We start from the raw sequence: 25,270 nt of genomic DNA on the forward strand, positions 1-25,270 counted from the left end.
GGAAGAATTGACCATGGCGACCAACGCAAAACCTGTATACCAACGTATCCTACTGAAACTGAGCGGCGAGGCCCTGCAGGGTGCCGAAGGTTTTGGTATCGACGCGAGCGTGCTTGACCGCATGGCGCAAGAGGTGAAAGAGCTGGTTGAGCTGGGCATCCAGGTAGGTGTGGTGATTGGTGGCGGTAACCTGTTCCGTGGCGCAGGCCTCGCTCAGGCGGGCATGAACCGCGTAGTAGGCGACCACATGGGTATGCTGGCGACCGTCATGAACGGCCTGGCAATGCGTGATGCGCTGCACCGCGCCTATGTGAACGCACGCCTGATGTCTGCCATCCCGCTTAACGGCGTCTGTGACAACTACAGCTGGGCTGAAGCGATCAGCCTGCTGCGTAATAACCGCGTGGTGATCTTCTCTGCCGGTACCGGCAACCCGTTCTTTACTACCGATTCTGCTGCCTGCCTGCGCGGCATTGAGATTGAAGCGGACGTCGTGTTGAAGGCGACCAAAGTAGATGGCGTCTACTCAGCCGATCCGGTGAAAAATCCGGACGCGACGCTGTACGATCAGCTCAGCTACGCTGAAGTGCTGGAAAAAGAGCTGAAAGTTATGGATCTGGCCGCCTTTACGCTGGCGCGTGACCACGCACTGCCGATTCGCGTCTTCAACATGAATAAGCCTGGCGCACTGCGTCGCGTGGTAATGGGTGAAAAAGAAGGCACCCTGATTACGCATTAATATCCGACGCAAGGTAAAATAAGGTATATTCTGATAGCGCAGTGCCTGACGCTGCGCCACTACCTGACATAATCGATGTTGCAGGCGGCTTGTACGTAAGCAGCAGGTAGCAGGATGATCGATGTTTATCGATACCAGTTCCGACGCGTGCGGAAATGGCCAGGTCAAACCGAATCCAAGGGTTTTAACGTGATTAACGATATTAAAAAAGATGCCGAAACACGCATGGACAAGTGCGTGGAAGCATTCAAAAGCACCATCAGCAAAGTGCGTACCGGTCGTGCTTCACCTTCACTGCTCGACGGCATTGTGGTGGAATACTACGGTACACCTACGCCACTGCGTCAGCTCGCCAGCGTAACGGTAGAAGATTCCCGTACGCTGAAAATCAACGTGTTCGATCGCTCTCTGGGTCCGGCCGTTGAGAAAGCGATCATGACGTCCGACCTCGGCCTGAATCCAAGTTCAGCCGGCACCGACATCCGTGTTCCGCTGCCAGCGCTGACAGAAGAGCGCCGTAAAGATCTGATCAAAATCGTTCGTGGCGAAGCAGAGCAGGGGCGTGTTTCCGTGCGTAACGTTCGCCGTGATGCCAACGATAAGATCAAAGCGCTGCTGAAAGATAAAGAGATCAGCGAAGATGACGAACGTCGTTCACAGGATGATATCCAGAAAATGACCGACCTTCACATCAAGCATGTTGATGCTGCGCTGGCAGAAAAAGAGAAGGAGCTGATGGACTTCTGAGTCTGTCAGCCCGATCTGTATCTGCTGGAGGCAGGTAAGCGCCTGCCTGTAACAGATATAAAACGCCGTTCAGAGCCGTATTCGTACCGAATGCACTCTGGCGGCGTTTTACATTGTGCCTGGCGCCGTTGCGGGCACCTATGATGACTTCACAGGGATAGCATGATGAAGCAATTAACTCTTCTGGGATCCACCGGCTCAATTGGCACCAGTACGCTGGCGGTTGTCGCCGCGAATCCCGATCTCTATCAGGTTACGGCGCTGGTCGCAGGGCAGAATGCTGCGCTGATGGCTGAGCAGTGCCAGCAGTTCCGGCCGCGCTATGCGGCGATGTCTGATGAGACCGCCGCTGCCGACCTGCGTGAGCGACTGAGAGCACTCAACGTCGATACCGAAGTGCTCTCCGGCGTTCAGGCAGCCTGCGATCTGGCGGCGCTGGATGAGGTTGATCAGGTGATGGCGGCGATTGTCGGCGCCTCGGGCCTGCAGCCAACGCTGGCAGCGATTCGTGCCGGAAAAACCGTGCTGCTGGCTAACAAGGAGTCACTTGTCACGTGCGGCCGCTTGTTTATGGAGGCTGTGCGTCAGCATCAGGCGCAGCTGCTGCCGGTCGATAGCGAGCATAATGCCATTTTTCAGAGTTTGCCCGCTTCCATACAGCATCAGTTGGGGTACGCTGATCTGCGGGAGAACGGGATCGACTCGATTCTCCTCACGGGATCGGGTGGTCCTTTTCGTGACACGCCACTGGCAGATCTGGCTGCTATGTCGCCGGATCAGGCCTGTGCGCATCCGAACTGGTCAATGGGGCGCAAAATCTCCGTTGATTCGGCCACTATGATGAATAAAGGTCTTGAATACATTGAAGCCCGCTGGTTGTTCAACGCCACTGACGCGCAAATGGAGGTCATCCTGCACCCGCAGTCGGTGATCCACTCTATGGTGCGTTATTGTGACGGCAGCGTGCTGGCGCAGCTGGGATCGCCTGATATGCGCACACCGATTGCTCACAGCATGGCATGGCCTGCACGTATCGCCGCTGGCGTCACGCCGCTTGATTTCACCCGAATGAAAGCGCTGACGTTTGCTGAACCCGATTACGTACGCTATCCCTGCCTGAAGCTGGCAATCGATGCGTGTACTGCAGGGCAGGCGGCCACGACGACGCTGAATGCAGCAAATGAAATCGCGGTAGCAGCGTTTTTGCAGCATCAGATTCGCTTTACCGATATTGCCGCCCTCAACAGCGAAGTACTGGCTACGCTCAGCTCGCCGGAGCCAGCCAGTATTGATGAGGTGCTGGAAATCGATCGACTGGCGCGGCAGCATGCAAAGGCACTGCTGTCACGCGTCACTCTGGCTGGCTGATAGCCCCGCTATTTGTTCGCTCTGGCTGAAAATGGTATAGTCGCTCGCGTTTTACGGCACGACATTGTTTCGATGTCATCCGGCTTACGGGCCGGCCTTTGCCGCAGGCGCAATGTATTCAGAAAACACAGCATTTCTGATGAAAGGAATTATTACGCGTTATGTCGTCCAACAATCACAATACAATCGATGACGGGTCGTACTGCACACCACGTCACGTGGCCATCATTATGGATGGTAATGGTCGCTGGGCAAAAAATCAGGGCAAACTGCGTATTTCAGGCCACAAAGCCGGGGTAAAATCGGTTCGCCGTGCCGTCAGCTTTGCGGTCAGCCACAAGCTGGAAGCGTTAACGCTCTATGCGTTCAGCAGTGAAAACTGGAGCCGACCGCCGCAGGAAGTGACGGCGTTAATGGAATTATTTATCTGGGCTCTCGACAGTGAAGTAAAGAGCCTGCATAAACATAATGTACGTCTGTGCATTATTGGTGATATCAGCCGTTTTTCTGGTCGTATTCAGGAACGCATTCGCCGCGCCGAGGAACTGACTCAACAAAATAATGGACTGACCCTCAACATTGCTGCCAACTATGGCGGCCGTTGGGATATTATCCAGGGTGCCAGGAAACTGGCCGAACAGGTTCAGGAAGGGCTACTGCGTCCTGACCAGATAACCGAAGAAAGCCTTGCTCCCTACCTCTGTATGCAGGAGCTGGCGCCGGTGGATTTAGTGATAAGGACCGGGGGAGAGCATCGAATCAGCAACTTCCTGCTGTGGCAGATAGCCTATGCTGAGTTCTGGTTTACCGATGTTCTTTGGCCTGATTTTGATGAACATGTTTTTGAAGGTGCACTGAATGCATTCTCTCTGCGGGAGCGACGCTATGGCGGCGCTGCACCAGGCGGCGCCTGAGCTACCTGGGGGTAACCTTTGCTGAAGTCTCGTCTGATCACCGCGTTTATTTTGATTCCGCTGGTGATCGCTGCGCTATTCTGGTTACCGCTGTCTGGTTTCGCGATTACCACGATTGCTATCTGCATGCTCGCCGCCTGGGAGTGGGGGCAGCTGGCCGGTATGGCTACCCGTCAGCAGCGCGTCTGGCTGGCGCTGCTCTGTGGCCTGCTGCTGGCAGCGATGCTGTTTACCTTACCGTCCTATTCTCACGATGCGCATCAGCCTCAGCTGGAAAGCTCGCTCTGGGCCGCACTTGGCTGGTGGGTCGTTGCTCTCTTTCTGGTGCTGTTCTATCCCGCCTCTGCCGCACTCTGGCGCGGCTCGCGTCCGCTTCGTCTGCTGTTTGGCGTGCTGACTATCGTCCCGTTTTTCTGTGGCATGATCGCGCTGCGCCAGTATCACTACGACATTGATCACTTCGCCGGCGCCTGGTGGCTCCTGTTCGTTATGCTGCTGGTATGGGGCGCGGACTCGGGTGCCTATATGTTTGGTCGGCTGTTCGGCAAACACAAGCTGGCGCCTAAAGTCTCGCCGGGTAAAACCTGGGAAGGCTTTTTTGGCGGGCTGCTCTCCTCCGCTATCATCGCCTGGCTGTTTGCGCTGCTGGCTCCGCTGACGGTGGCGCCGGGCACGCTGATTGCGTGTGCCGTTGTTGCCACGCTCGCCTCAGTACTGGGCGATCTCACTGAAAGTATGTTTAAGCGTGAAGCGGGCATTAAAGACAGCGGAAATCTTATCCCCGGCCACGGTGGTATCCTCGATCGTATCGATAGCCTCACAGCGGCCGTGCCGGTATTTGCCTGCCTGCTGCTGCTGGTGTTTCATACCCTCTAGGAGCAGCAACTATGTTAAGCATTCTCTGGAGTTTTGCTGCTTTCATCGTCGCGCTGGGCGTGCTGATCACCGTGCATGAGTTTGGCCACTTCTGGGTGGCACGCCGGTGCGGCATCTATGTCGAACGCTTTTCTATCGGTTTCGGTAAGGCGCTCTGGCGACGGACTGACCGGCAGGGGACAGAGTATGTTATTGCGCTGATCCCGCTCGGCGGCTATGTCAAAATGCTGGATGAGCGCGTAGAGAGCGTTTCCGCTGAGCGCCGTCACGAGGCGTTTAACAACAAAACCGTGCTGCAGCGTGCTGCCGTCATCGCCGCGGGGCCGGTTGCCAATTTCCTCTTCGCTATCTTCGCTTACTGGCTGGTCTTTATGCATGGCGTGCCCGGCGTACGGCCGGTGGTTGGCGAAATTGTGAGCGGCTCCGTCGCAGCGGAAGCGCAAATTCAGTCAGGCATGGAACTTAACGCAGTTGACGGTATCGAAACGCCTGACTGGGATGCTGTGCGCATGGCCCTGATTGGGAAAATCGGCGATGAGAGTACCACGCTGACCGTTTCTCAGTTTGGCGAAAGCGCAACCCAGCAGAAGCGGGTCGACCTGCGTGACTGGCAGTTTGAGCCAGACAAGCAGGATCCGGTGGTAGCGCTCGGCATTCGTCCACGCGGGCCACAGATTGAAACCACGCTGGCAGAAATACAGGCGGATTCACCCGCCAGCGCTGCCGGTTTGCAAGCGGGCGACAGGATCGTTAAAGTCGATGGTCAGCCGTTAACGCAGTGGCAGGCATTTGCCGGGCAGGTACGGGATAATCCGGGTAAACCGATGGCGCTTGAGGTTGAGCGAAATGGCGCCCGGCACTCTCTGACGCTGACGCCAGCCGCGAAGCCGGGCAAGCCTGAAGAGGGATTCGCCGGCGTTATTCCGCGCGTGCAGCCGCTGCCTGACGCATATAAAACGGTGAAACAGTATGGGCCGGTGGCCGCTATCGGTGAGGCAGGCGTCAAAACCTGGCAGCTGATGAAGCTTACGGTGTCGATGCTGGGTAAGCTGATTACAGGTGATGTAAAGCTGAATAACCTGAGCGGCCCGATTTCGATTGCGCAGGGTGCCGGTTTATCAGCGGAGTACGGGGTGATTTATTATCTGATGTTCCTGGCGCTGATAAGCGTCAATCTGGGCATCATCAACCTGTTTCCGTTACCGGTTTTAGATGGTGGGCATCTGCTTTTTCTGGCGATCGAAAAGATCAAAGGAGGACCGGTGTCCGAGCGAGTTCAGGACTTCAGTTATCGCATCGGCTCAATTCTGCTGGTGCTGTTAATGGGGCTTGCACTTTTCAATGATTTCTCTCGCCTGTAACGTCTGGAACGCAGACAGGTGCGGGATGTGTTAGGAAAACGCATAACAACGATGGCGATGAAAAAGTTGCTCATAGCGTCGCTGCTGTTTAGCAGCGCCACCGTTTACGGTGCAGACGATTTCGTGGTGAACGACATTCATTTCGAAGGTCTCCAGCGAGTCGCCGTCGGCGCGGCTCTGCTCAGCATGCCGGTACGCGTCGGTGATACGGTGAATGATGATGATATCAGAAACACCATTCGCTCACTGTTTGCCACCGGCAATTTTGAAGATGTGCAGGTTTTACGTGACGGAACGACCCTGATTGTTCAGGTTAAAGAGCGTCCGACTATTGCCAGCATCACATTCTCCGGTAACAAGGCGGTGAAAGAGGATCAGCTGAAGCAGAACCTCGAAGCGTCAGGCGTTCGCGTCGGCGAAGCGCTGGATCGCACCACGCTCTCTTCAATCGAGAAGGGACTGGAAGATTTCTACTACAGCGTCGGCAAATACACCGCCAGCGTAAAAGCGATTGCCACACCGCTGCCGCGTAACCGCGTGGATCTGAAATTTGTTTTCCAGGAAGGTGTCTCTGCCAAAATTCAGCAGATCAACATCGTGGGTAACAAAGCGTTCAGCTCTGATGAACTGATCTCCCGCTTCCAGCTGCGTGATGAAGTGCCGTGGTGGAACGTGGTTGGCGATCGCAAATATCAGAAGCAGAAGCTGGCCGGCGACCTTGAGACGCTGCGCAGTTTCTATCTGGATCGCGGTTATGCGCGCTTTAATATCGACTCGACTCAGGTCAGCCTGACGCCGGATAAAAAAGGCATCTACATCACCGTCAACATCAACGAAGGCGACCAGTATAAAATCGCCGGCGTGATTGTGAACGGCAGCATGGCAGGCCACTCAGCAGAAATTGAACATCTGACCAAAATCCCGAATGGTGAGCTTTACAACGGCACCAAAGTGACGCAGATGGAAGATGATATCAAAAAGCTGCTGGGCCGCTATGGCTATGCCTATCCGCGCGTCGTGACGCAGCCGGAAATCAGCGACGCTGACAAAACCGTTAAGCTGCATATTAACGTTGATGCCGGTAATCGCTATTACGTGCGTAAAGTCCGTTTTGAAGGGAACGACACCTCAAAAGATGCTGTACTGCGCCGTGAGATGCGTCAGATGGAAGGCGCATGGCTGGGCAGCGATCTGGTTGATCAGGGTAAAGAGCGTCTGAACCGCACCGGTTACTTTGAAACGGTTGATGTGGATACGCAGCGCGTACCAGGCGTGCCGGATCAGGTGGATGTGGTCTACAAAGTTAAAGAGCGCAACACCGGTACCTTTAACTTTGGCGTGGGCTACGGAACAGAAAGCGGCGTCAGCTTCCAGGTGGGTGTTACCCAGGATAACTGGCTCGGTACCGGTAATACCGTTAGTATCAGCGGTACCAAAAATGATTATCAGACCTATGCTGAATTCTCACTGACCGATCCCTACTTTACGGTTGACGGCGTGAGTCTGGGCGGTCGCCTGTTCTATAACGACTTTAAAGCGGACGATGCCGATCTGTCAGACTACACCAACAAGAGTTACGGTGTTGATGGCACGCTCGGCTTCCCGGTTAATGAGAACAACACCCTGCGCGTTGGCTTAGGCTATGTGCATAACGATCTGTCGAACATGCGGCCGCAGGTAGCAATGTGGCGTTACCTCGACTCGGTCGGGCGTCCACAGGGACTCAATAATAAAGGCGATTTCTCTGCGGATGATTTTACCTTTAACTATGGCTGGACCTACAATACGCTGGATCGCGGCTTCTTCCCGACGCGCGGTAACCGCACCAACCTGAACGGTAAGGTGACGATTCCAGGTTCAGACAACGCGTTCTATAAAGCGACGCTGGATACGCAGCAGTATGTGCCGCTGAACCGTGACGGCACCTGGGTAGTCCTGGGGCGTGGTCGTGTGGGCTATGGAGACGGCATCGGGGATAAAGAGATGCCGTTCTATGAGAACTTCTACGCCGGCGGCTCCAGCACGGTACGTGGTTTCCGTTCCAATACGATTGGTCCGAAAGCCGCTTACCTCAACGATCGCTCCTCATCGTGTAATCTGACCGATCCAAACGGGATCTGTAAGTCAGATGATGCAGTAGGCGGTAACGCAATGGCGATTGCCAGCCTCGAGCTGATCACGCCAACGCCGTTCCTGAGCGAGAAGTACGCTAACTCTGTGCGCACTTCACTGTTTGTGGACGCCGGTACCGTCTGGGATACCAACTGGCAGAATACGGCAGCCACCCGCGCTGCGGATATTCCGGACTACAGCGATCCTAACAACATTCGCGTCTCTGCAGGCCTGGCGCTGCAGTGGATGTCGCCACTGGGCCCGCTGGTCTTCTCCTATGCCCAGCCGGTGAAGAAAGTCGAGGGAGACAAAGCAGAGCAGTTCCAGTTTAACATTGGTAAAACCTGGTAATGTTCTGAGCAGGGAAGCGGAAGCGAAGTACGGCATAGCTTAGCGCAGCAAAGCGCTAAGCGAGCCAAACACTGTGTCGCAGACACAAACGTTGATGGTAAGGAGTTTATAGTGAAAAAGTTGTTGTGTGCCGCAGGTCTGGGTCTTGCTTTAGCGGTTTCCGCTGGCGTTCAGGCTGCTGACAAAATTGCAGTGGTAAACGTGTCCAGCATTTTCCAGCAGTTACCGCAACGTGCGACCGTTGCTAAACAGCTTGAAAATGAGTTCAAAGGCCGCGCAACTGAGCTGCAGGGCCAGGAACGCGATCTGCAGACCAAAATGCAGAGACTGCAGCGTGATGCTTCTACCATGAAGGCGAGCGAGCGCAGCCGCATGGAAAAAGACATCATGTCCCAGCGCGAAGCCTTCTCCAGCAAAGCCCAGGCTTTCGAACAGGATAACCGTCGTCGCCAGATGGAAGAGCGTAACAAACTGCTGAGCCGTATCCAGGATGCCGTGAAGAAAGTGGCAGACAGCGATGGTTATGATGTCGTGATTGATGCTAACGCCGTAGCCTATGCTGCTAATGCGAAAGACATTACTGCTGACGTGCTGAAACAGGTTAAATAATCGATGTCATCAATTCGACTGGCTGATTTAGCCCAGCAGTTGGATGCAGAATTGCACGGAGATGGCGATATCGTCATCTCCGGCATTGCTTCTATGCAATCCGCCACCCCTGGTCAAATCACTTTTCTTGCCAACAGCCGCTACCGCGAGCAGCTCGCCAGCGTTCAGGCGTCAGCCGTGGTGCTGACGGAAGCGGATCTGGAATGGTGCAATACTGCCGCCCTGGTAGTGAAAAATCCCTATCTTACCTATGCCCGCATGGCACAACTGCTGGACACCACGCCGCAGCCCGCGCAGAATATCGCGCCCAGCGCGGTGATCGATCCTTCCGCCTCGCTGGGACAAAATGTGTCGGTAGGGGCGAACGCGGTGATTGAGTCTGGCGTTGAGCTGGGTGACAACGTCGTGATTGGTGCAGGCTGCTTTGTCGGCAAAAAGAGCCGGATTGGCAGCGGCACGCGCCTCTGGGCCAACGTGACGATTTATCATGAGATTCAGATTGGTCAGGATTGTCTGATTCAGTCAGGCACTGTCATCGGTGCAGATGGTTTCGGGTATGCTAACGATCGCGGCAACTGGGTGAAAATCCCTCAGCTCGGCACGGTCATCATCGGTGACCGGACAGAGATTGGTGCCTGCACCACTATCGATCGCGGTGCGCTGGATAACACTCTGATCGGCAATGGTGTTATCATAGACAACCAGTGTCAGATTGCCCACAACGTTGTAATTGGTGACAATACAGCCGTTGCGGGAGGTGTGATCATGGCCGGTAGCCTGAAGATTGGACGTTACTGTATGATTGGCGGCGCCAGCGTCATTAACGGCCATATGGAGATCTGCGATAAAGTAACCGTAACCGGTATGGGCATGGTAATGCGTCCCATTACAGAGCCGGGGGTTTACTCCTCAGGGATCCCACTGCAACCGAACAAAGCCTGGCGTAAAACGGCAGCGCTGGTGATGAATATCGATGACATAAGCAAACGTCTGAAAGCCATCGAACGCAAAGTTGATAAAAACAGCTAAGCACATCCGCGCGACCCGCTTTCATAATAATGCCGCCTGCCTGCTTTTGCCCTTCAGTGTGGTAAAGGACGGCAGGTAGCGCAGAGAAGCGAACGCCACCGAACTGATTTGCGGCCTGCGAAAGATCATTTTGATCGGTGCAGGCCGTGTTATTGTTGCCATCAGATTTTTTAGGACAGGAAGAGTATTTTGACTACTGAAACGCATACTCTGAAAATCGAAGAGATTTTAGAACTGCTGCCGCACCGCTATCCGTTTTTGCTAGTGGATCGCGTGCTGGATTTTGAAGAGCACAAATATCTGCGTGCGGTAAAGAACGTTTCTGTTAATGAACCGTTTTTCCAGGGGCACTTCCCTGGTAAACCGATTTTCCCAGGCGTTCTGATTTTAGAAGCGATGGCGCAGGCGACCGGTATTCTGGCGTTTAAAAGCGTTGGCAAACTGGAACCTGGCGAGCTCTATTATTTTGCCGGTATCGATGAAGCCCGCTTCAAGCGCCCGGTAGTACCAGGTGACCAGATGATCATGGAAGTCACCTTCGAAAAAACCCGTCGTGGTCTGACACGTTTTAAAGGCGTTGCTACAGTGGATGGTAAAATTGTCTGTGAAGCGACCATGATGTGTGCCCGTAGCCGGGAGGCATAATTAGTGATTGATTCAACCGCCACCATCCATCCGACCGCCATCGTTGAAGAGGGTGCTGTACTGGGTGCAAATGTTCATATCGGTCCCTTCTGTATTGTGGGCGCTGACGTGGAAATTGGCGCAGGTACGGTATTGAAATCACACGTTGTGGTTAATGGCCATACGCGCATCGGCGAAGAAAACCAGATCTATCAGTTTGTCTCTATTGGTGAGGTAAACCAGGATCTGAAATATGCGGGTGAGCCTACCCGCACCGAAATCGGCGATCGCAACCGGATCCGCGAAAGCGTGACCATTCATCGCGGCACCACGCAGGGTGGCGGACTGACTAAAGTTGGCAGCGACAACCTGCTGATGGTGAATGCGCACATTGCACACGACTGCGTGATCGGCAGCCGCTGCATTCTGGCAAATAACGTGACGCTGGGCGGCCACGTTACCGTGGATGATTTTGCGATCATCGGCGGCGTGACGGCCGTGCACCAGTGGTGCACTATCGGCGCTCACGTTATGGTTGGCGGTTGTTCCGGCGTGGCGCAGGATATTCCGCCATACATTATTGCGCAGGGTAACCACGCCACGCCGTTTGGCGTCAATATTGAAGGTCTCAAGCGTCGCGGCTTCAGCAAAGAGGCGCTGCATGCTATTCGCAACGCTTACAAGCTGCTCTACCGCAGTGGTAAAACGCTGGATGAGGTAAAGCCTGAAATCGAGGCGCTGGCGCAGCAGCACAGCGAAGTCCAGCCGTTCTTTGATTTCTTCGCCCGTTCAACCCGTGGATTGATCCGTTAATTCATGTCAGTGCGTCCCTTAACGATTGCCCTGGTCGCCGGAGAAACCTCCGGCGATATTCTTGGTGCCGGTCTGATCCGCGCGCTGAAAGCGCGTCATCCTGATGCACGCTTTGTTGGCGTAGCGGGTCCGCTGATGCAGGCAGAAGGCTGCGAAGTCTGGTACGAAATGGAAGAGCTGGCGGTCATGGGCATTGTCGAAGTGCTGGGCCGCCTGCGACGCCTGCTGACCATCCGCAAAGACCTGACGCAGCGCTTCACCGCGCTCCGCCCTGACGTATTTGTGGGTATCGATGCGCCAGATTTTAATATCACCCTGGAAGGCAACCTGAAGCGCGCCGGTATTCGTACCGTGCACTACGTCAGCCCTTCCGTCTGGGCATGGCGTCAGAAGCGCGTCTTTAAGATTGGCCGCAATACCGATATGGTGCTGGCGTTTCTGCCGTTCGAGAAAGCGTTTTACGATCGCTTTAACGTGCCGTGTCGTTTTATCGGTCACACCATGGCTGATGCGATGCCGCTGCAGCCTGATAAGCAGGCCGCGCGTCGCGAGCTGGGTATTGCAGACGACGCGATCTGTCTGGGTTTACTGCCAGGCAGTCGTGGCGCAGAAGTTGAAATGCTGAGCGCCGATTTTCTGCGCGCGGCGCAGCTGCTGCGTCAGCGCTACCCGGCGCTGGAAATCGTGGTTCCGCTGGTTAACGCAAAGCGGCGGGCGCAGTTTGAACAGATTAAAGCGGAGATTGCGCCTGAGCTGCCTATGCACCTGCTGGATGGCAAAGGGCGTCAGGCGATGATCGCCAGCGATGCGGCTATTCTGGCATCCGGCACGGCGGCGCTGGAGTGTATGCTGGCAAAGTGCCCGATGGTCGTGGGGTATCGTATGAAACCCGTTACCTTCTGGCTGGCGAAGCGCCTGGTCAAAACGCCTTACGTCTCGCTGCCTAATCTGCTGGCGGGACGGGAGCTGGTTAAAGAGCTGCTGCAGGATGAGTGCCAGCCGCAGACGCTGGCCGCCGCGCTGGAGCCGCTGCTGCATGCGGGTGCCGAACGCGACGCGCTGCTGGAAACCTTTACTCAACTGCATCAGCAGATCCGCTGGAATGCCGATGAGCAGGCGGCGGATGCGGTACTGGAGATTGCTCATGGCTGAATTTATCTATCCTGATGCGCAACGTATTGCGGGCGTGGACGAAGTCGGACGCGGCCCGCTGGTAGGGGCCGTAGTAACGGCGGCGGTGATCCTCGATCCTGCTAACCCGATTGCTGGTCTGGCAGACTCAAAAAAGCTGTCGGAAAAGCGCCGTCTGGCGCTGTATGATGAAATTACCGAAAAGGCGCTGGCGTGGAGCCTCGGCAGGGCTGAGCCAGAAGAGATCGACCAGCTCAATATTCTGCATGCCACGCTGCTGGCGATGCAGCGCGCGGTGGCAGGGCTGCACCTTACGCCCGATTTTGTGCTGATCGATGGCAATCGCTGTCCGGCGCTGGCGATGCCTGCGCAGGCGGTGATCAAAGGCGACAGTCTGGTGCAGGAAATCAGCGCTGCATCCATTATTGCCAAAGTGACGCGCGATCGCGAAATGGCTGAACTCGATCGTCTCTTTCCGCAGTATGGCTTTGCGCAGCATAAAGGTTACCCCACCGCGCTTCATATAGCGAAGCTCAAACAGTTTGGTGCCACGCCGCATCATCGTCGCAGTTTTGCGCCGGTGCGCAACACGCTGCTGGATGCCGAACTGCACGCCTCAGTACAACCCGCGCCGCTTTATTAAGCCTGACGCTGTTTTAACCGGAAACCGATATGGCTGAACCTCGTTTTATACATCTGCGCGTGCACAGCGACTACTCCATGGTCGATGGCCTGGCGAAGACCGGTCCGCTGGTGAAAAAAGCCGCGGCGCTGGGGATGCCGGCAATAGCGATTACGGATTACACCAACCTCTGCGGCCTGGTGCGCTTCTATGGCAGCGCCCACGGTGCCGGCGTTAAGCCGATTATCGGCGCTGATTTCCAGGTCGCCAGCGAGCTGATGGGCGATGAGCTTACGCAGCTTACGCTGCTCGCGGCGAATAACACCGGCTATCAGAATCTGACACTGCTGATTTCGCGCGCCTATCAGCGCGGCTACGGCATTGCCGGGCCTATCCTCGATCGCGACTGGCTGATTGAGCTGGGCGAAGGGCTGATTGTCCTGTCGGGCGGACGACGCGGCGATGTCGGACGCAGCCTGCTGCGCGGCAATAACGCGCTGGTGGCGCAGTGTCTGAGCTTTTATCAGCAGCACTTTCCCGACCGTTACTACCTTGAGCTGCTCCGCACCGGACGCGCCGATGAGGAGAGCTATCTGCATGCCGCTGTTGAGCTGGCGATAGCGGAAGGGATACCGGTAGTGGCAACCAATGAAGTCTGCTTCATCAATGAAGAGGACTTCGATGCGCATGAGATCCGCGTGGCGATCCACGACGGTTATACGCTGGACGATCCGAAACGTCCGCGCCACTACAGTCCTCAGCAATATATGCGCAGCGAAGAGGAGATGTGCGAGCTGTTTTCGGACATCCCGGAAGCGCTGGAAAACAGCGTAGAGATTGCTAAGCGCTGTAACGTCACCGTCCGCCTCGGCGAATATTTTCTGCCGCAGTTCCCGACCGGCGAGATGACCACCGAAGAGTTTCTGGTGGTGAAATCACGCGAGGGGCTTGAAGAGCGCCTGGCGTTTCTCTTTCCGGATGAAGAGCTGCGTGCGCAGAAGCGCCCGGCCTACGATGAGCGTCTGGAGATTGAGCTCAACGTTATCAACCAGATGGGGTTCCCGGGCTACTTCCTGATCGTGATGGAGTTTATCCAGTGGTCAAAAGATAACGGGATCCCGGTCGGACCCGGACGCGGTTCCGGTGCCGGTTCACTGGTGGCCTATGCGCTGAAGATTACCGACCTCGATCCGCTGGAATTTGACCTGCTGTTTGAACGCTTCCTGAATCCGGAACGTGTCTCCATGCCCGACTTTGACGTCGACTTCTGCATGGAGAAGCGCGATCAGGTGATCGATCACGTTGCCGAGATGTATGGCCGTGAAGCGGTTTCGCAGATTATCACCTTCGGCACCATGGCGGCGAAAGCGGTGATCCGCGATGTAGGGCGCGTGCTGGGCCATCCTTATGGCTTTGTCGATCGCATCTCCAAGCTGGTGCCGCCCGATCCGGGCATGACGCTGGAAAAAGCGTTTCAGGCTGAACCGCAGCTGCCTGAGATCTATGACGCCGATGAAGAGGTCAGGGCGCTGATCGACATGGCGCGCAAGCTGGAAGGCGTCACGCGAAACGCCGGCAAGCACGCTGGCGGCGTGGTCATTGCGCCGACCAAAATCACCGATTTTGCCCCGCTTTACTGCGATGAAAACGGCCAGTTCCCCGTCACCCAGTTTGATAAAAATGATGTGGAGTATGCCGGACTGGTGAAGTTTGACTTCCTCGGCCTGCGTACGCTGACCATCATCGACTGGGCGCTGAAGATGATCAACCCGCGCCGTGAAAAGCAGGGGCTGCCGCCGATCGACATTGCGGCTATTCCGCTTGATGATAAAAAAAGCTTCGATATGCTGCAGCGCTCAGAGACCACCGCGGTGTTCCAGCTTGAATCGCGCGGCATGAAAGATCTGATCAAGCGACTGAAGCCTGACTGCTTTGAAGATATGATCGCCCTGGTGGCGCTGTTTCGTCCCGGCCCGCTGCAGTCCGGCATGGTGGATAACTTTATCGACCGTAAGCATGGCCGCGAAGAACTCTCCTATCCTGACATCCAGTGGCAGCATGAGAGTCTGAAGCCGGTACTGGAGCCTACCTACGGCATCATTCTCTATCAGGAGCAGGTGATGCAGATCGCACAGGTGCTGGCGGGTTATACGCTGGGCGGCGCTGATATGCTGCGTCGTGCGATGGGTAAAAAGAAACCGGAAGAGATGGCGAAGCAGCGTTCAGTGTTCAAAGAGGGCGCTGAAAGCATGGGTATCAACGGCGAACTGTCGATGAAAATCTTCGACCTGGTAGAGAAGTTCGCCGGCTATGGTTTTAACAAATCGCACTCTGCAGCCTATGCGCTGGTCTCCTATCAGACGCTGTGGCTGAAAGCACACTATCCGGCTGAGTTTATGGCTGCGGTCATGACCGCCGATATGGATAACACCGAGAAAGTGGTCGGGCTGGTGGATGAGTGCTGGCGCATGGGCCTGAAAGTGCTGCCGCCGGATATCAATGCCGGCCTCTATCCGTTCCACGTTAACGACGACGGTGAAATTGTCTACGGCATCGGCGCGATCAAAGGCGTCGGTGAAGGCCCGATTGAAGCGATTCTCGAAGCGCGTAATCAGGGCGGCTATTTTAAAGAGCTGTTCGATCTCTGCGCGCGTACCGATACGCGCAAAATTAACCGCCGGGTGATAGAGAAGCTGATCATGTCCGGCGCGTTTGACCGGCTCGGACCCCATCGCGCGGCGCTGATGAGCGCCCTGAGCGATGCCCTGAAAGCCGCTGACCAGCATGCTAAAGCAGAGGCGACGGGGCAGGCAGATATGTTTGGCGTGCTGGCTGAAGAGCCGGAGCAGGTCGAAAAATCGTATGCGTCAATTACGCCGTGGCCAGAGCAGGTGCAGCTGGATGGCGAACGTGAAACGCTGGGGCTCTATCTTACCGGGCATCCGATTAATCAGTATCTGAAAGAGATTGAGCGCTACGTCGGCGGGATGCGGCTGAAAGATATGCATCCTACTGAACGTGGCAAGGTCACCATCGCTGCGGGGCTGGTGATTGCTGCCCGCGTGATGGTGACCAAGCGCGGCAACCGAATTGGTATTTGTACTCTGGACGATCGCTCCGGTCGTCTGGAAGTCATGCTATTTACCGATGCGTTAGATAAGTACCAGCAGCTGCTGGAGAAAGACCGTATCCTGATCGTCAGCGGACAGGTCAGCTTTGATGACTTCAGCGGCGGGCTTAAAATGACCGCCAGGGAAGTGATGGATATCGATGAAGCGCGGGAAAAATATGCGCGCGGACTTGCTATCTCGCTGACGGACAGGCAAATTGATGACCAGCTTTTAAACCGTCTCCGCCAGTCTCTGGAGCCTCATCGTTCCGGGACCATTCCGGTACATCTCTATTATCAGAGAGCAGATGCGCGGGCGAAGCTTCGCTTTGGTGCAGCGTGGCGTATTTCGCCCAGCGATCGTTTACTTAACGACCTGCGGTCGTTAGTAGGATCGGAGCAGGTGGAACTGGAGTTTGACTAAAACAGGAACATTATGAGTCTTAATTACCTGGATTTTGAACAGCCGATCGCCGAACTCGAAGCGAAGATCGATTCGCTTAAATCGATTGGCCGTTCAGATGAGAAACACGATATTAATCTGGATGAAGAGATTCAGCGCCTTCGCGAGAAAAGCGTTGAACTGACCCGTAAAATCTTCTCCGATTTAGGTGCATGGCAGGTCGCGCAGCTGGCGCGTCATCCGCTGCGTCCCTATACGCTGGACTACGTGCGCAACGCATTTGACGACTTTGACGAGCTGGCAGGCGATCGCGCCTATGCTGACGACAAAGCGATTGTGGGTGGTATCGCACGTCTGGATGGCCGTCCGGTGATGATCATTGGTCATCAGAAAGGGCGTGAAACCAAAGAGAAAATTCGCCGTAACTTCGGTATGCCTGCACCAGAAGGCTATCGTAAAGCGCTGCGTCTGATGGAGATGGCAGAGCGTTTTAAGATGCCACTTATCACCTTTATCGACACGCCGGGTGCTTATCCGGGCGTGGGCGCCGAAGAGCGCGGTCAGTCTGAAGCGATTGCCCGTAACCTGCGTGAGATGTCTGGTCTGAAAATTCCGGTGATCTGCACCGTGATTGGCGAGGGCGGCTCTGGTGGCGCGCTGGCGATTGGCGTGGGCGACAAAGTGAACATGCTGCAGTACAGCACCTACTCGGTGATTTCACCGGAAGGCTGTGCGTCAATTCTGTGGAAAAGCGCAGATAAAGCGCCGCTGGCGGCAGAAGCGATGGGCATCACCGCCGGGCGTCTGCAGGAGCTGAAGCTGATCGACTCAATCATTCCTGAGCCGCTGGGTGGCGCGCATCGTCGTCCGGTTGATATGGCCGCTTCTCTGAAACAGCAGCTGCTGGCCGATCTGGCCGATCTCGACGGGCTGAGCACGGAAGAGCTGCTCGATCGCCGCTATCAGCGCCTGATGAACTACGGTTACGCGTAAGGTAAGCCCTGCAGCAAAAAAGCGGACTCCGGTCCGCTTTTTTTTATGCCTGTTTTCCACGATCGGGCCTGAGTTCCCTGCAGGACCGCCATTTATGGCGGCAGCGATCCCCCAAGGGCGCCATTTATGGCGACCGAAATGCATCGCTGAAAACATCAGGCCTGCAACGGCGCTATTCCGGAACATTCTCCGGCCACTTTTCGCTATCCTTACTCTGTGCCACAAGACCACAGGAGGTGAGCATTGAATATTATTGCGATCATGGGACCGCACGGCGCGTTCTACAAAGATGAACCAATTCGCGAACTGGATGCCGCGCTGAAACTGCAGGGCTTTCACACCGTTTATCCCAGCAATGCCAGCGACCTGCTGAAGCTGATTGAGCACAACCCGCGCGTATGCGGCGTCGTATTTGACTGGGATGAGTACAGCATGGCGCTCTGCAGCGACATCAACCAGCTCAATGAGTCGCTGCCGCTCTACGCCTTTATCAACACCCATTCGCAGATGGACGTCAGCGTTAATGAAATGCGCATGGCGCTGCAGTTTTTTGAATATGCGCTCAGCACCGCAGACGATATCGCGCTGCATATCCGCCAGTATACCGATGAGTACATCGATAAAATTTTACCCCCGCTGACCAAAGCGCTGTTTACCTATGTTAAAGAGGGTAAATACACCTTCTGTACGCCAGGCCATATGGGCGGTACCGCCTTTCAGAAAAGCCCGGTCGGCAGCCTGTTTTATGACTTTTTCGGTGCCAACACGCTGAAAGCCGATGTCTCTATCTCCGTCACCGAACTGGGTTCGCTGCTCGACCATACCGGCCCGCATCTCGACGCCGAAGAGTATATTGCCCGTACCTTTGGGGCAGAGCAGAGCTATATGGTGACCAACGGCACCTCAACCTCAAACAAAATTGTCGGTATGTATGCCGCCCCGGCAGGCAGTACGGTACTGATTGACCGCAACTGTCACAAATCGCTGACCCATCTGCTGATGATGAGCGACATCGTGCCCGTCTGGCTCAAGCCAACGCGTAATGCGCTGGGCATTCTGGGCGGTATTCCGCAGCGTGAATTTACCCGGGAGGCTATTCAGAGCAAAGTGGATAGCACGCCGCGCGCCAGCTGGCCGGTCCATGCGGTGATCACCAATTCAACGTACGACGGATTGCTCTACAACACGGAATATATCAAGCAGACGCTGGATGTGCCGTCGATCCACTTCGATTCCGCCTGGGTGCCTTATACCAATTTTCATCCCATCTACAGCGGAAAAAGCGGCATGAGCGGTGAACGGATCCCGGGCAAGGTGATCTATGAAACGCAATCCACCCATAAGCTGCTGGCCGCGTTTTCCCAGGCTTCACTGATTCATATCAAAGGCGACTACGACCACGATACGTTTAACGAAGCCTATATGATGCACACCACTACCTCGCCGAGCTACGGCATTGTGTCATCGATTGAAACCGCTGCGGCGATGCTGCGCGGCAATCCGGGTAAGCGGCTAATTAACCGTTCGGTTGAGCGCGCGCTGCACTTCCGGCGCGAGATCCAGCGGCTGCGTGAAGAGTCTGATGGCTGGTTTTTTGATATCTGGCAGCCAGAGCAGGTGGATGAGGCAGAGTGCTGGCCGATCCAGCCGGGAGAAGAGGCGTGGCACGGCTTTCAGCAGGCCGATCGCGATCATATGTATCTCGATCCCATTAAAGTTACGATCCTGACGCCCGGCATGAGCGAGCTGGGCGCGATGGCGGAAGAGGGGATCCCGGCGGCGCTGGTGGCGAAATTTCTCGATCAGCGCGGCGTGGTGGTAGAGAAAACCGGGCCTTATAACCTGCTGTTTCTGTTCAGTATCGGGATCGATAAAACCCGCGCCATGAGCCTGCTGCGCGGTCTGACCGAGTTTAAACGCGCCTACGATCTTAATCTGCGCGTGAAAAATATGCTGCCGGATCTCTATGCGGAGGATCCCGATTTCTATCGCAATATGCGGATCCAGACGCTGGCGCAGGGGATCCACCAGCTGATCCTGCAGCACGATCTGCCGCGGCTGATGCTGAAAGCCTTTGATGTCCTGCCTGAAATGAAAATGACGCCGCATCAGGCGTTCCAGCATCAGGTCAAAGGTGAGGTTGAAACCGTGGATATCCGCGAGCTGGTAGGGCGTACCTCCGCCAATATGATCTTGCCCTATCCGCCAGGCGTGCCGCTGGTAATGCCCGGTGAGATGATCACAGAACAGAGCCGGGCCGTGCTCGACTTTCTGCTGATGCTCTGCACCATCGGGCGCCACTACCCTGGCTTTGAAACCGATATTCACGGCACCACGCTGACAGAGGATGGGCGCTATCTGGTTCGGGTACTGCGCGACGCGCCGCAGCCCTGACTTCGGATAAATGCCTCTGGTCACGCTGACGTCCGGCACGTAGGCTTGGCGGCTCAGATTTTTTTTCGGAGCCGCTATGCTACAGATCAAACAGATTCACCACATTGCGATTATTGCCACTGACTATCCGCGCAGCAAAGCGTTCTACTGCGATGTGCTGGGCTTCTCCCTGCTGGGTGAGTACTACCGCGCTGAGCGGGATTCATGGAAAGGCGACCTCGGCCTGCACGGCGTCTATACCATTGAGCTGTTCTCATTTCCCTCCCCGCCGCCGCGCGTAACCGCACCTGAAGCCTGCGGCCTGCGCCATCTGGCATTTTGCGTAGAGGATGTGGCGCAGTCGGTTGCGGCGCTGGCAGAAAAAGGCGTGATCTGCGAACCGGTGCGTATCGATGCGCTGACCGGTAAAGCCTGCACCTTTTTTACCGATCCGGATGGTTTGCCGCTGGAGCTTTATCAGGCGTAAAATAGCCGCCGCAGAATGCCGCAATCAGGCGGCATCATCAGATGGAACGGCACTATGTCTTTTTCCCACCTTGCTGCGCTGCTGGATCCCGCCGGTCGCTACGTGGTGGCATTCAGCGGCGGGCTCGACTCCACCGTGCTGCTGCATCAGCTGGTCTGCTGGCAGCAGCAGCATTCGCAGCTGAGCGTGCGGGCGCTGCACGTGCATCACGGCCTGAGTCCGCACGCCGACCGGTGGGCCGCACACTGCCGGCAGCAGTGCCAGCGCTGGCATATCGCCTGCGACGTATTGCCGGTAACGGTTGATGCCAGGGCAGGAGGCGTGGAGGCGTCGGCGCGCAGAGAGCGCTATCAGGCGCTCTTCGCCCGGCTGCAGCCGGATGAACAGCTGCTCACCGCGCAGCATCTGGACGATCAGTGCGAAACGCTGCTGCTGGCGCTAAAGCGCGGCAGCGGCCCGGCGGGGCTGGCGGCAATGCCGCCGCGGCGCACAGTGCAGGGGCATGAACATCTGCGTCCGCTGCTCAGCCTTAGCCGTGAGCAGCTGGAGCAGTGGGCGGCTGAGCACCAGCTCAGCTGGATTGAGGATGAGAGCAATGACGACAGCCGCTACGACCGCAACTTTTTGCGTCAGCAGATTATGCCGCTGCTGCATCAGCGCTGGCCGCACTTCAGCGCTGCCAGCGCCCGCAGCGCCGCGCTCTGCGCAGAACAGGAGCAGCTGCTGGATGAGCTGCTGCAGCAGGAGCTGAGCCAGCTGCTTACGCCACAGGGCGCACTGCATTTTCCGCCGTTGCAGAGCATGAGCGAAGCGCGGCGTAACGCGCTGCTGCGCCGCTGGATCGCCGGGCAGGGCGGGGCGATGCCGTCACGTGCAGCGCTGCAGCGCATCAGTACTGAGGTTATCGCGAGCCGGAGTGATGCACAGCCGGCGCTGCAGCTGGGAAATTTTACGCTGCGCCGCTATCGCAATGCGCTCTACTGGTTACCGCCGCAGCCGTCGCTGCGTGACCAGGCATGCTGCTGGCCGCAGCTTACCCAACCGCTGGTACTGCCCGGCGGAGTGGGTCAGCTGCTGGCTGACTTCTCACGCGCGGAGCTGCGTCTGCCTGCGGCGGATGAAACGGCTCACGTTCGCTTTCAGGCGCGCGGCTACTATCATCTGCTGGGACGGGCGGGCGGACGCGAAATGAAAAAACTGTGGCAGGAGCTGGCGATCCCGCCCTGGCAGCGGGAGCGTATTCCACTGATCTACTATAACCATACGCTGATTTGCGCGCCGGGCCTGTTTGTTACCCATGAAGGCGCTGCCTGCAGCGATCGGGGCTGGCAGGCGATCTGGCATCAGCCTGACAGGGAGAAGGTATCATGAGGCACTGGCTGACGGCTGTGCTATGTTTTGTATCGCTGCCGCTATGGGCAGAAGGCGATGCGGCCGCGGGCGCAGAAAAAGCAGCCCGCTGTATGGCGTGTCACGGTGCAGAGGGCAAAAGCGCGATACCCCTCTATCCTCATCTGGCCGGGCAGCAGGCGCCTTATCTGGCGCATGCGTTGCACGCCTATCAGAAAGGTGAGCGCAGTGGCGGTCAGGCTGAGGTGATGAAAGCGTTTGTGGCGGGACTAAGCGATAGCGATATTGAGGATTTAGCAGCTTACTATAGCGGGCTTAAGCCGTAAGGAACGCGGGCGGAGAGGGTCCGCCCGCTGCGAGACTACTCGTCTTCGCTGACCACCACGGTGCCGAGTTCAGGATGGCTGAAGCTGGCAATGTGATCGAGGCGCAGCTCGCGGGTTTCCCCGGAGAGGTCAACCGCAAGATATTCGACGTTTTTGCGCGAAACCATATCCCGCGCTTTCGCCTTCAGCTGGTCGCCATTTTTCAGCTGCAGTGACAGCATCCAGTGTCGGGTGCAGGCGAGTTCCAGGTTGTCGTAGTCATCGCAATTGATGGGTTTATAAGCTTCATTTGTCAACATAGTCGCTCACCAATAAGTTTGCAGCAGCCGAGGCTGCCTGATCCCTGACAGAAGAGTTTAGCGCGGAATGAGCGGCGATATCATTGAGTGCATTCAGCGCGCACATCAGCGCGTCGGGCACATATCCCGGCTCACCGCTGCCGATTTCAGCATATTTCTGGCGAACTAACTCACAATACGTTTGCACATGCACCTCCTCAGCAGAGCATAAATACCCTGGTTGCCTGGCGACTATAACACAGGGGTTTCCCGGAAATCAGCCAGGGCAAGCGGGGAAACAGAGAAAGAAAAGCAGCAGAACAGCGGCTGGCACGGCCTGCCGGACGCTGGCTGGCGCACAAAAGGTTAAGTTGATGAACAGGAAAATTCAGTACAGAACGCCGTATGAACCGGCAGGTGACAGATGATTATGCTGTCGCGCACGGTTGAGATCCCGGAGAGTGAAATAGAGCTGACGGCTATCCGCGCTCAGGGGGCAGGGGGGCAGCACGTGAATAAAACCTCGACGGCTATTCATCTGCGGTTTGATGTCCGCGCATCTTCGCTGCCGGAGTTTTATAAAACGCGGCTGCTCGCTGCCAGTCATCACCTGATTACGGCAGAAGGCGTGGTTATTATTAAAGCGCAGGAGTATCGCAGTCAGGAGATGAATCGTGAGGCCGCGCTGCAGCGCCTGATCAATCTGATCCGCGAGTTAACCACGGTGGAGAAAGCGCGTCGCGCGACGCGGCCAACGCGCGCGTCAAAAGAACGGCGGCTGGAGGGGAAATCGCGGCGCAGCAGCGTAAAAGCGATGCGCGGCAAAGTGCGATAAAAAACGCCTCCCGCAGGAGGCGTTTGCCATTACTTATTCAGCGCGCTGGCCAGGAAGCTGACGATCTCATGCTGGCTGATCATCTGCTTCTCGCTTGCGGAGCGGGATTTGTACTCAATCTCTTCGTTGTCGAGATTGCGATCGCCAATCACGATGGTGTGCGGCACGCCAATCAGCTCCATATCAGCAAACATCACGCCCGGACGCTCTTTACGATCGTCGAGGATAACGTCGATGCCTCTGGCGCGCAGTTCGCTGTAGAGCGATTCTGCCAGCTGCTGAACCCGGAAAGATTTATGCATATTCATTGGCAGAATTGCGACTTCAAACGGTGCCAGCGCCGCAGGCCAGATAATGCCGCGTTCGTCATGGTTCTGCTCAATTGCGGCAGCCACCACGCGGGTAATACCGATACCGTAGCAGCCCATGGTCATAATCTGGTTGCGGCCATCTTCGCCCTGTACGGCTGCTTTCATCGCATCGGAGTATTTGGTGCCGAGCTGGAAAATGTGACCCACCTCGATACCGCGCTTGATCTGCAGTACGCCTTTACCATCCGGGCTTGGATCGCCCTCGACCACATTGCGGATATCTTCAACCCGCGCTTCCGGCAGATCGCGGCCCCAGTTAATGCCGGCAAAGTGCTGACCGTCGATGTTGGCACCGGCGGAGAAGTCACTCATTTTTGCCACGGTACGGTCTGCAATCACCGGAATGGTCAGACCGACCGGACCGATAGAGCCAAAGCCTGCACCCGTTACGGCACGGATCGCCTCTTCATTGCCCATTTCCAGCGGCGAAGCGACGATATCGAGATGTTCAGCTTTGATCTCGTTAAGCTCATGATCGCCACGCACCAGCAGAGCAACCAGCTGATGGCCGCTCTCTTCACTCGCCTTCACAATCAGCGTCTTAACCGTTTTCTCAACCGGGATCTGATGCTGCTCAACCAGCTCCGCGATGGTTTTGGCATGTGGCGTAGCAAACTGTGTCATCGGCTGTGTCGCCGCCGGACGCTCACCAGCCGGAGCCAGCGCTTCAGCTTTCTCAATGTTTGCGGCGTACTCTGACTCGCTGGAGAAGATGACATCATCTTCTCCGCTCTGCGCCAGCACCTGAAATTCATGTGAACCGCTGCCGCCGATAGAGCCGGTGTCAGCCTGCACCGCGCGGAAATCGAGACCCATGCGGGTAAAGCTCTGACTGTAGGCGCGATACATCGCATTGTAGGTTTCCTGCAGCGACGCCTGCGAAGTATGGAAGGAGTAGGCGTCTTTCATGATGAACTCACGGGAACGCATCACGCCAAACCGCGGGCGCACTTCATCACGGAATTTGGTCTGAATCTGATACAGATTAAGCGGCAGCTGTTTATAAGAGCTCAGCTCGTTGCGAATCAGATCGGTAATGACCTCTTCATGCGTCGGACCGAGCACAAACGGACGTTCGTGACGATCTTTAATGCGCAGCAGCTCCGGGCCATACTGTTCCCAGCGCCCGCTCTCTTCCCACAGGTCGGCCGGCTGAACCACCGGCATAGAGATTTCAATTGCGCCGGCGTTGTTCATCTCTTCACGCACGATGTTTTCAACTTTTCGCAGCACGCGAACCCCGGTCGGCAGCCAGGTATAGAGTCCGGAGGCCAGTTTGCGGATCATTCCGGCACGCAGCATCAGCTGATGGCTGATCACTTCTGCATCGGAAGGCGTCTCCTTAAGCGTGGAGAGCAGATATTGAGTAGTACGCATTAATTATGATTCCAGTTATATGGAAGAAGAAGAGCAGATCGTTACTGGCCGTTAGTGTACCAGCGAGAAACA

Annotated in this window: 23 protein-coding genes; 20 read left to right on the forward strand and 3 right to left on the reverse strand. The window is 56.2% G+C overall.

Annotated features, from left to right (window positions below):
- Window positions 1-13: 13 nt before the first annotated feature.
- The 19 genes from pyrH (at window position 14) to LAC65_RS02990 (ending at window position 22,337) form a co-directional block, all read left to right on the forward strand.
- On the forward strand, window positions 14-739 hold the full coding sequence (gene pyrH, locus LAC65_RS02900) for a UMP kinase (RefSeq protein WP_039382729.1): 726 nt from the start codon (window positions 14-16) through the stop codon (window positions 737-739).
- Window positions 740-928: 189 nt separating this feature from the next.
- Window positions 929-1,486, forward strand: coding sequence for a ribosome recycling factor (gene frr, locus LAC65_RS02905; protein ID WP_039385717.1), 558 nt, complete (start codon window positions 929-931; stop codon window positions 1,484-1,486).
- A gap of 165 nt (window positions 1,487-1,651) precedes the next feature.
- The gene (ispC, locus tag LAC65_RS02910) at window positions 1,652-2,854 is read left to right on the forward strand and encodes a 1-deoxy-D-xylulose-5-phosphate reductoisomerase (RefSeq protein ID WP_175540480.1); all 1,203 of its coding nucleotides are present in this window, start codon (window positions 1,652-1,654) and stop codon (window positions 2,852-2,854) included.
- A gap of 161 nt (window positions 2,855-3,015) precedes the next feature.
- Window positions 3,016-3,768 (forward strand): (2E,6E)-farnesyl-diphosphate-specific ditrans,polycis-undecaprenyl-diphosphate synthase, encoded by a 753-nt coding sequence (gene ispU, locus LAC65_RS02915; protein WP_039382733.1) that lies wholly within the window; start codon window positions 3,016-3,018, stop codon window positions 3,766-3,768.
- Between the two features lie 18 nt (window positions 3,769-3,786).
- Window positions 3,787-4,644: a phosphatidate cytidylyltransferase gene (gene cdsA, locus LAC65_RS02920; RefSeq protein WP_039382735.1), complete on the forward strand. Its 858-nt coding sequence runs from the start codon at window positions 3,787-3,789 to the stop codon at window positions 4,642-4,644.
- 11 nt (window positions 4,645-4,655) lie between these two features.
- On the forward strand, window positions 4,656-6,005 hold the full coding sequence (rseP, locus tag LAC65_RS02925; RefSeq protein ID WP_039382736.1) for a sigma E protease regulator RseP: 1,350 nt from the start codon (window positions 4,656-4,658) through the stop codon (window positions 6,003-6,005).
- A gap of 51 nt (window positions 6,006-6,056) precedes the next feature.
- A complete protein-coding gene (gene bamA, locus LAC65_RS02930) occupies window positions 6,057-8,468 on the forward strand; it encodes an outer membrane protein assembly factor BamA (RefSeq protein ID WP_039382738.1) in 2,412 nt (803 codons plus the stop codon).
- A gap of 111 nt (window positions 8,469-8,579) precedes the next feature.
- Window positions 8,580-9,077 (forward strand): molecular chaperone Skp, encoded by a 498-nt coding sequence (gene skp, locus LAC65_RS02935; protein ID WP_039382739.1) that lies wholly within the window; start codon window positions 8,580-8,582, stop codon window positions 9,075-9,077.
- A 3-nt stretch (window positions 9,078-9,080) separates the two neighbouring features.
- Window positions 9,081-10,106 carry a UDP-3-O-(3-hydroxymyristoyl)glucosamine N-acyltransferase gene (lpxD, locus tag LAC65_RS02940; RefSeq protein ID WP_039382740.1) on the forward strand — a complete coding sequence of 342 codons (1,026 nt, stop codon included), beginning with the start codon at window positions 9,081-9,083 and terminating at the stop codon, window positions 10,104-10,106.
- A gap of 189 nt (window positions 10,107-10,295) precedes the next feature.
- Window positions 10,296-10,751, forward strand: a complete 456-nt coding sequence (fabZ, locus tag LAC65_RS02945; RefSeq protein ID WP_007893924.1) for a 3-hydroxyacyl-ACP dehydratase FabZ — start codon at window positions 10,296-10,298, stop codon at window positions 10,749-10,751.
- Between the two features lie 3 nt (window positions 10,752-10,754).
- Window positions 10,755-11,543 carry an acyl-ACP--UDP-N-acetylglucosamine O-acyltransferase gene (gene lpxA, locus LAC65_RS02950; RefSeq protein WP_039382744.1) on the forward strand — a complete coding sequence of 263 codons (789 nt, stop codon included), beginning with the start codon at window positions 10,755-10,757 and terminating at the stop codon, window positions 11,541-11,543.
- Window positions 11,544-11,546: 3 nt separating this feature from the next.
- Window positions 11,547-12,695 (forward strand): lipid-A-disaccharide synthase, encoded by a 1,149-nt coding sequence (lpxB, locus tag LAC65_RS02955; RefSeq protein WP_039382748.1) that lies wholly within the window; start codon window positions 11,547-11,549, stop codon window positions 12,693-12,695.
- Window positions 12,688-13,317, forward strand: coding sequence for a ribonuclease HII (gene rnhB, locus LAC65_RS02960; RefSeq protein ID WP_039382751.1), 630 nt, complete (start codon window positions 12,688-12,690; stop codon window positions 13,315-13,317). Before lpxB ends, rnhB begins: the two co-directional genes overlap by 8 nt.
- Window positions 13,318-13,346: 29 nt before the next feature.
- Window positions 13,347-16,829 (forward strand): DNA polymerase III subunit alpha, encoded by a 3,483-nt coding sequence (gene dnaE, locus LAC65_RS02965; RefSeq protein ID WP_039382753.1) that lies wholly within the window; start codon window positions 13,347-13,349, stop codon window positions 16,827-16,829.
- Between the two features lie 12 nt (window positions 16,830-16,841).
- Window positions 16,842-17,801, forward strand: coding sequence for an acetyl-CoA carboxylase carboxyl transferase subunit alpha (gene accA / locus LAC65_RS02970; RefSeq protein WP_039382756.1), 960 nt, complete (start codon window positions 16,842-16,844; stop codon window positions 17,799-17,801).
- A 243-nt stretch (window positions 17,802-18,044) separates the two neighbouring features.
- Complete coding sequence (locus LAC65_RS02975; protein WP_039382758.1) at window positions 18,045-20,195, forward strand: lysine decarboxylase LdcC; 2,151 nt, start codon at window positions 18,045-18,047, stop codon at window positions 20,193-20,195.
- A 76-nt stretch (window positions 20,196-20,271) separates the two neighbouring features.
- Window positions 20,272-20,661: a VOC family protein gene (locus LAC65_RS02980; protein ID WP_039382762.1), complete on the forward strand. Its 390-nt coding sequence runs from the start codon at window positions 20,272-20,274 to the stop codon at window positions 20,659-20,661.
- A gap of 54 nt (window positions 20,662-20,715) precedes the next feature.
- A complete protein-coding gene (gene tilS / locus LAC65_RS02985) occupies window positions 20,716-22,032 on the forward strand; it encodes a tRNA lysidine(34) synthetase TilS (RefSeq protein WP_039382764.1) in 1,317 nt (438 codons plus the stop codon).
- A complete protein-coding gene (locus tag LAC65_RS02990) occupies window positions 22,029-22,337 on the forward strand; it encodes a c-type cytochrome (RefSeq protein WP_039382766.1) in 309 nt (102 codons plus the stop codon). The genes tilS and LAC65_RS02990 overlap by 4 nt, the downstream gene beginning before the upstream one ends.
- 35 nt (window positions 22,338-22,372) lie before the next feature.
- Here the strand turns inward: LAC65_RS02990 and rof are convergent, their stop codons facing one another.
- Both rof and LAC65_RS03000 read right to left on the reverse strand, forming a co-directional pair.
- Window positions 22,373-22,636, reverse strand: coding sequence for a Rho-binding antiterminator (gene rof / locus LAC65_RS02995; RefSeq protein ID WP_039382769.1), 264 nt, complete (start codon window positions 22,634-22,636; stop codon window positions 22,373-22,375).
- Window positions 22,623-22,823 carry a YaeP family protein gene (locus LAC65_RS03000; RefSeq protein ID WP_071669043.1) on the reverse strand — a complete coding sequence of 67 codons (201 nt, stop codon included), beginning with the start codon at window positions 22,821-22,823 and terminating at the stop codon, window positions 22,623-22,625. Before LAC65_RS03000 ends, rof begins: the two co-directional genes overlap by 14 nt.
- 216 nt (window positions 22,824-23,039) lie before the next feature.
- On the opposite strand from LAC65_RS03000, the gene arfB reads away from it, so the two are divergent.
- Entirely contained in the window at window positions 23,040-23,450 is a 411-nt protein-coding gene (gene arfB, locus LAC65_RS03005; protein WP_039382771.1) for an alternative ribosome rescue aminoacyl-tRNA hydrolase ArfB, read from the forward strand.
- 29 nt (window positions 23,451-23,479) lie between these two features.
- Here the strand turns inward: arfB and proS are convergent, their stop codons facing one another.
- On the reverse strand, window positions 23,480-25,198 hold the full coding sequence (proS, locus tag LAC65_RS03010; protein ID WP_039382774.1) for a proline--tRNA ligase: 1,719 nt from the start codon (window positions 25,196-25,198) through the stop codon (window positions 23,480-23,482).
- Window positions 25,199-25,270 lie beyond the last annotated feature (72 nt).

Origin of the sequence: Pantoea eucrina (genome assembly GCF_020079945.1) — a bacterium.
Lineage (GTDB): Bacteria > Pseudomonadota > Gammaproteobacteria > Enterobacterales > Enterobacteriaceae > Pantoea > Pantoea eucrina.

Bases quoted from the DNA above. Each gene is read 5' to 3' on its own strand.
- pyrH (WP_039382729.1), top strand. From the start codon at position 14: ATGGCGACCAACGCAAAACCTGTATACCAACGTATCCTACTGAAACTG.
- accA (WP_039382756.1), top strand. From the start codon at position 16,842: ATGAGTCTTAATTACCTGGATTTTGAACAGCCGATCGCCGAACTCGAA.
- ispC (WP_175540480.1), top strand. From the start codon at position 1,652: ATGAAGCAATTAACTCTTCTGGGATCCACCGGCTCAATTGGCACCAGT.
- lpxD (WP_039382740.1), top strand. From the start codon at position 9,081: ATGTCATCAATTCGACTGGCTGATTTAGCCCAGCAGTTGGATGCAGAA.
- rof (WP_039382769.1), bottom strand. From the start codon at position 22,636: ATGTTGACAAATGAAGCTTATAAACCCATCAATTGCGATGACTACGAC.
- proS (WP_039382774.1), bottom strand. From the start codon at position 25,198: ATGCGTACTACTCAATATCTGCTCTCCACGCTTAAGGAGACGCCTTCC.
- LAC65_RS02990 (WP_039382766.1), top strand. From the start codon at position 22,029: ATGAGGCACTGGCTGACGGCTGTGCTATGTTTTGTATCGCTGCCGCTA.
- tilS (WP_039382764.1), top strand. From the start codon at position 20,716: ATGTCTTTTTCCCACCTTGCTGCGCTGCTGGATCCCGCCGGTCGCTAC.
- arfB (WP_039382771.1), top strand. From the start codon at position 23,040: ATGATTATGCTGTCGCGCACGGTTGAGATCCCGGAGAGTGAAATAGAG.
- ispU (WP_039382733.1), top strand. From the start codon at position 3,016: ATGTCGTCCAACAATCACAATACAATCGATGACGGGTCGTACTGCACA.
- rnhB (WP_039382751.1), top strand. From the start codon at position 12,688: ATGGCTGAATTTATCTATCCTGATGCGCAACGTATTGCGGGCGTGGAC.
- rseP (WP_039382736.1), top strand. From the start codon at position 4,656: ATGTTAAGCATTCTCTGGAGTTTTGCTGCTTTCATCGTCGCGCTGGGC.
- LAC65_RS02980 (WP_039382762.1), top strand. From the start codon at position 20,272: ATGCTACAGATCAAACAGATTCACCACATTGCGATTATTGCCACTGAC.
- dnaE (WP_039382753.1), top strand. From the start codon at position 13,347: ATGGCTGAACCTCGTTTTATACATCTGCGCGTGCACAGCGACTACTCC.
- lpxB (WP_039382748.1), top strand. From the start codon at position 11,547: ATGTCAGTGCGTCCCTTAACGATTGCCCTGGTCGCCGGAGAAACCTCC.
- bamA (WP_039382738.1), top strand. From the start codon at position 6,057: ATGGCGATGAAAAAGTTGCTCATAGCGTCGCTGCTGTTTAGCAGCGCC.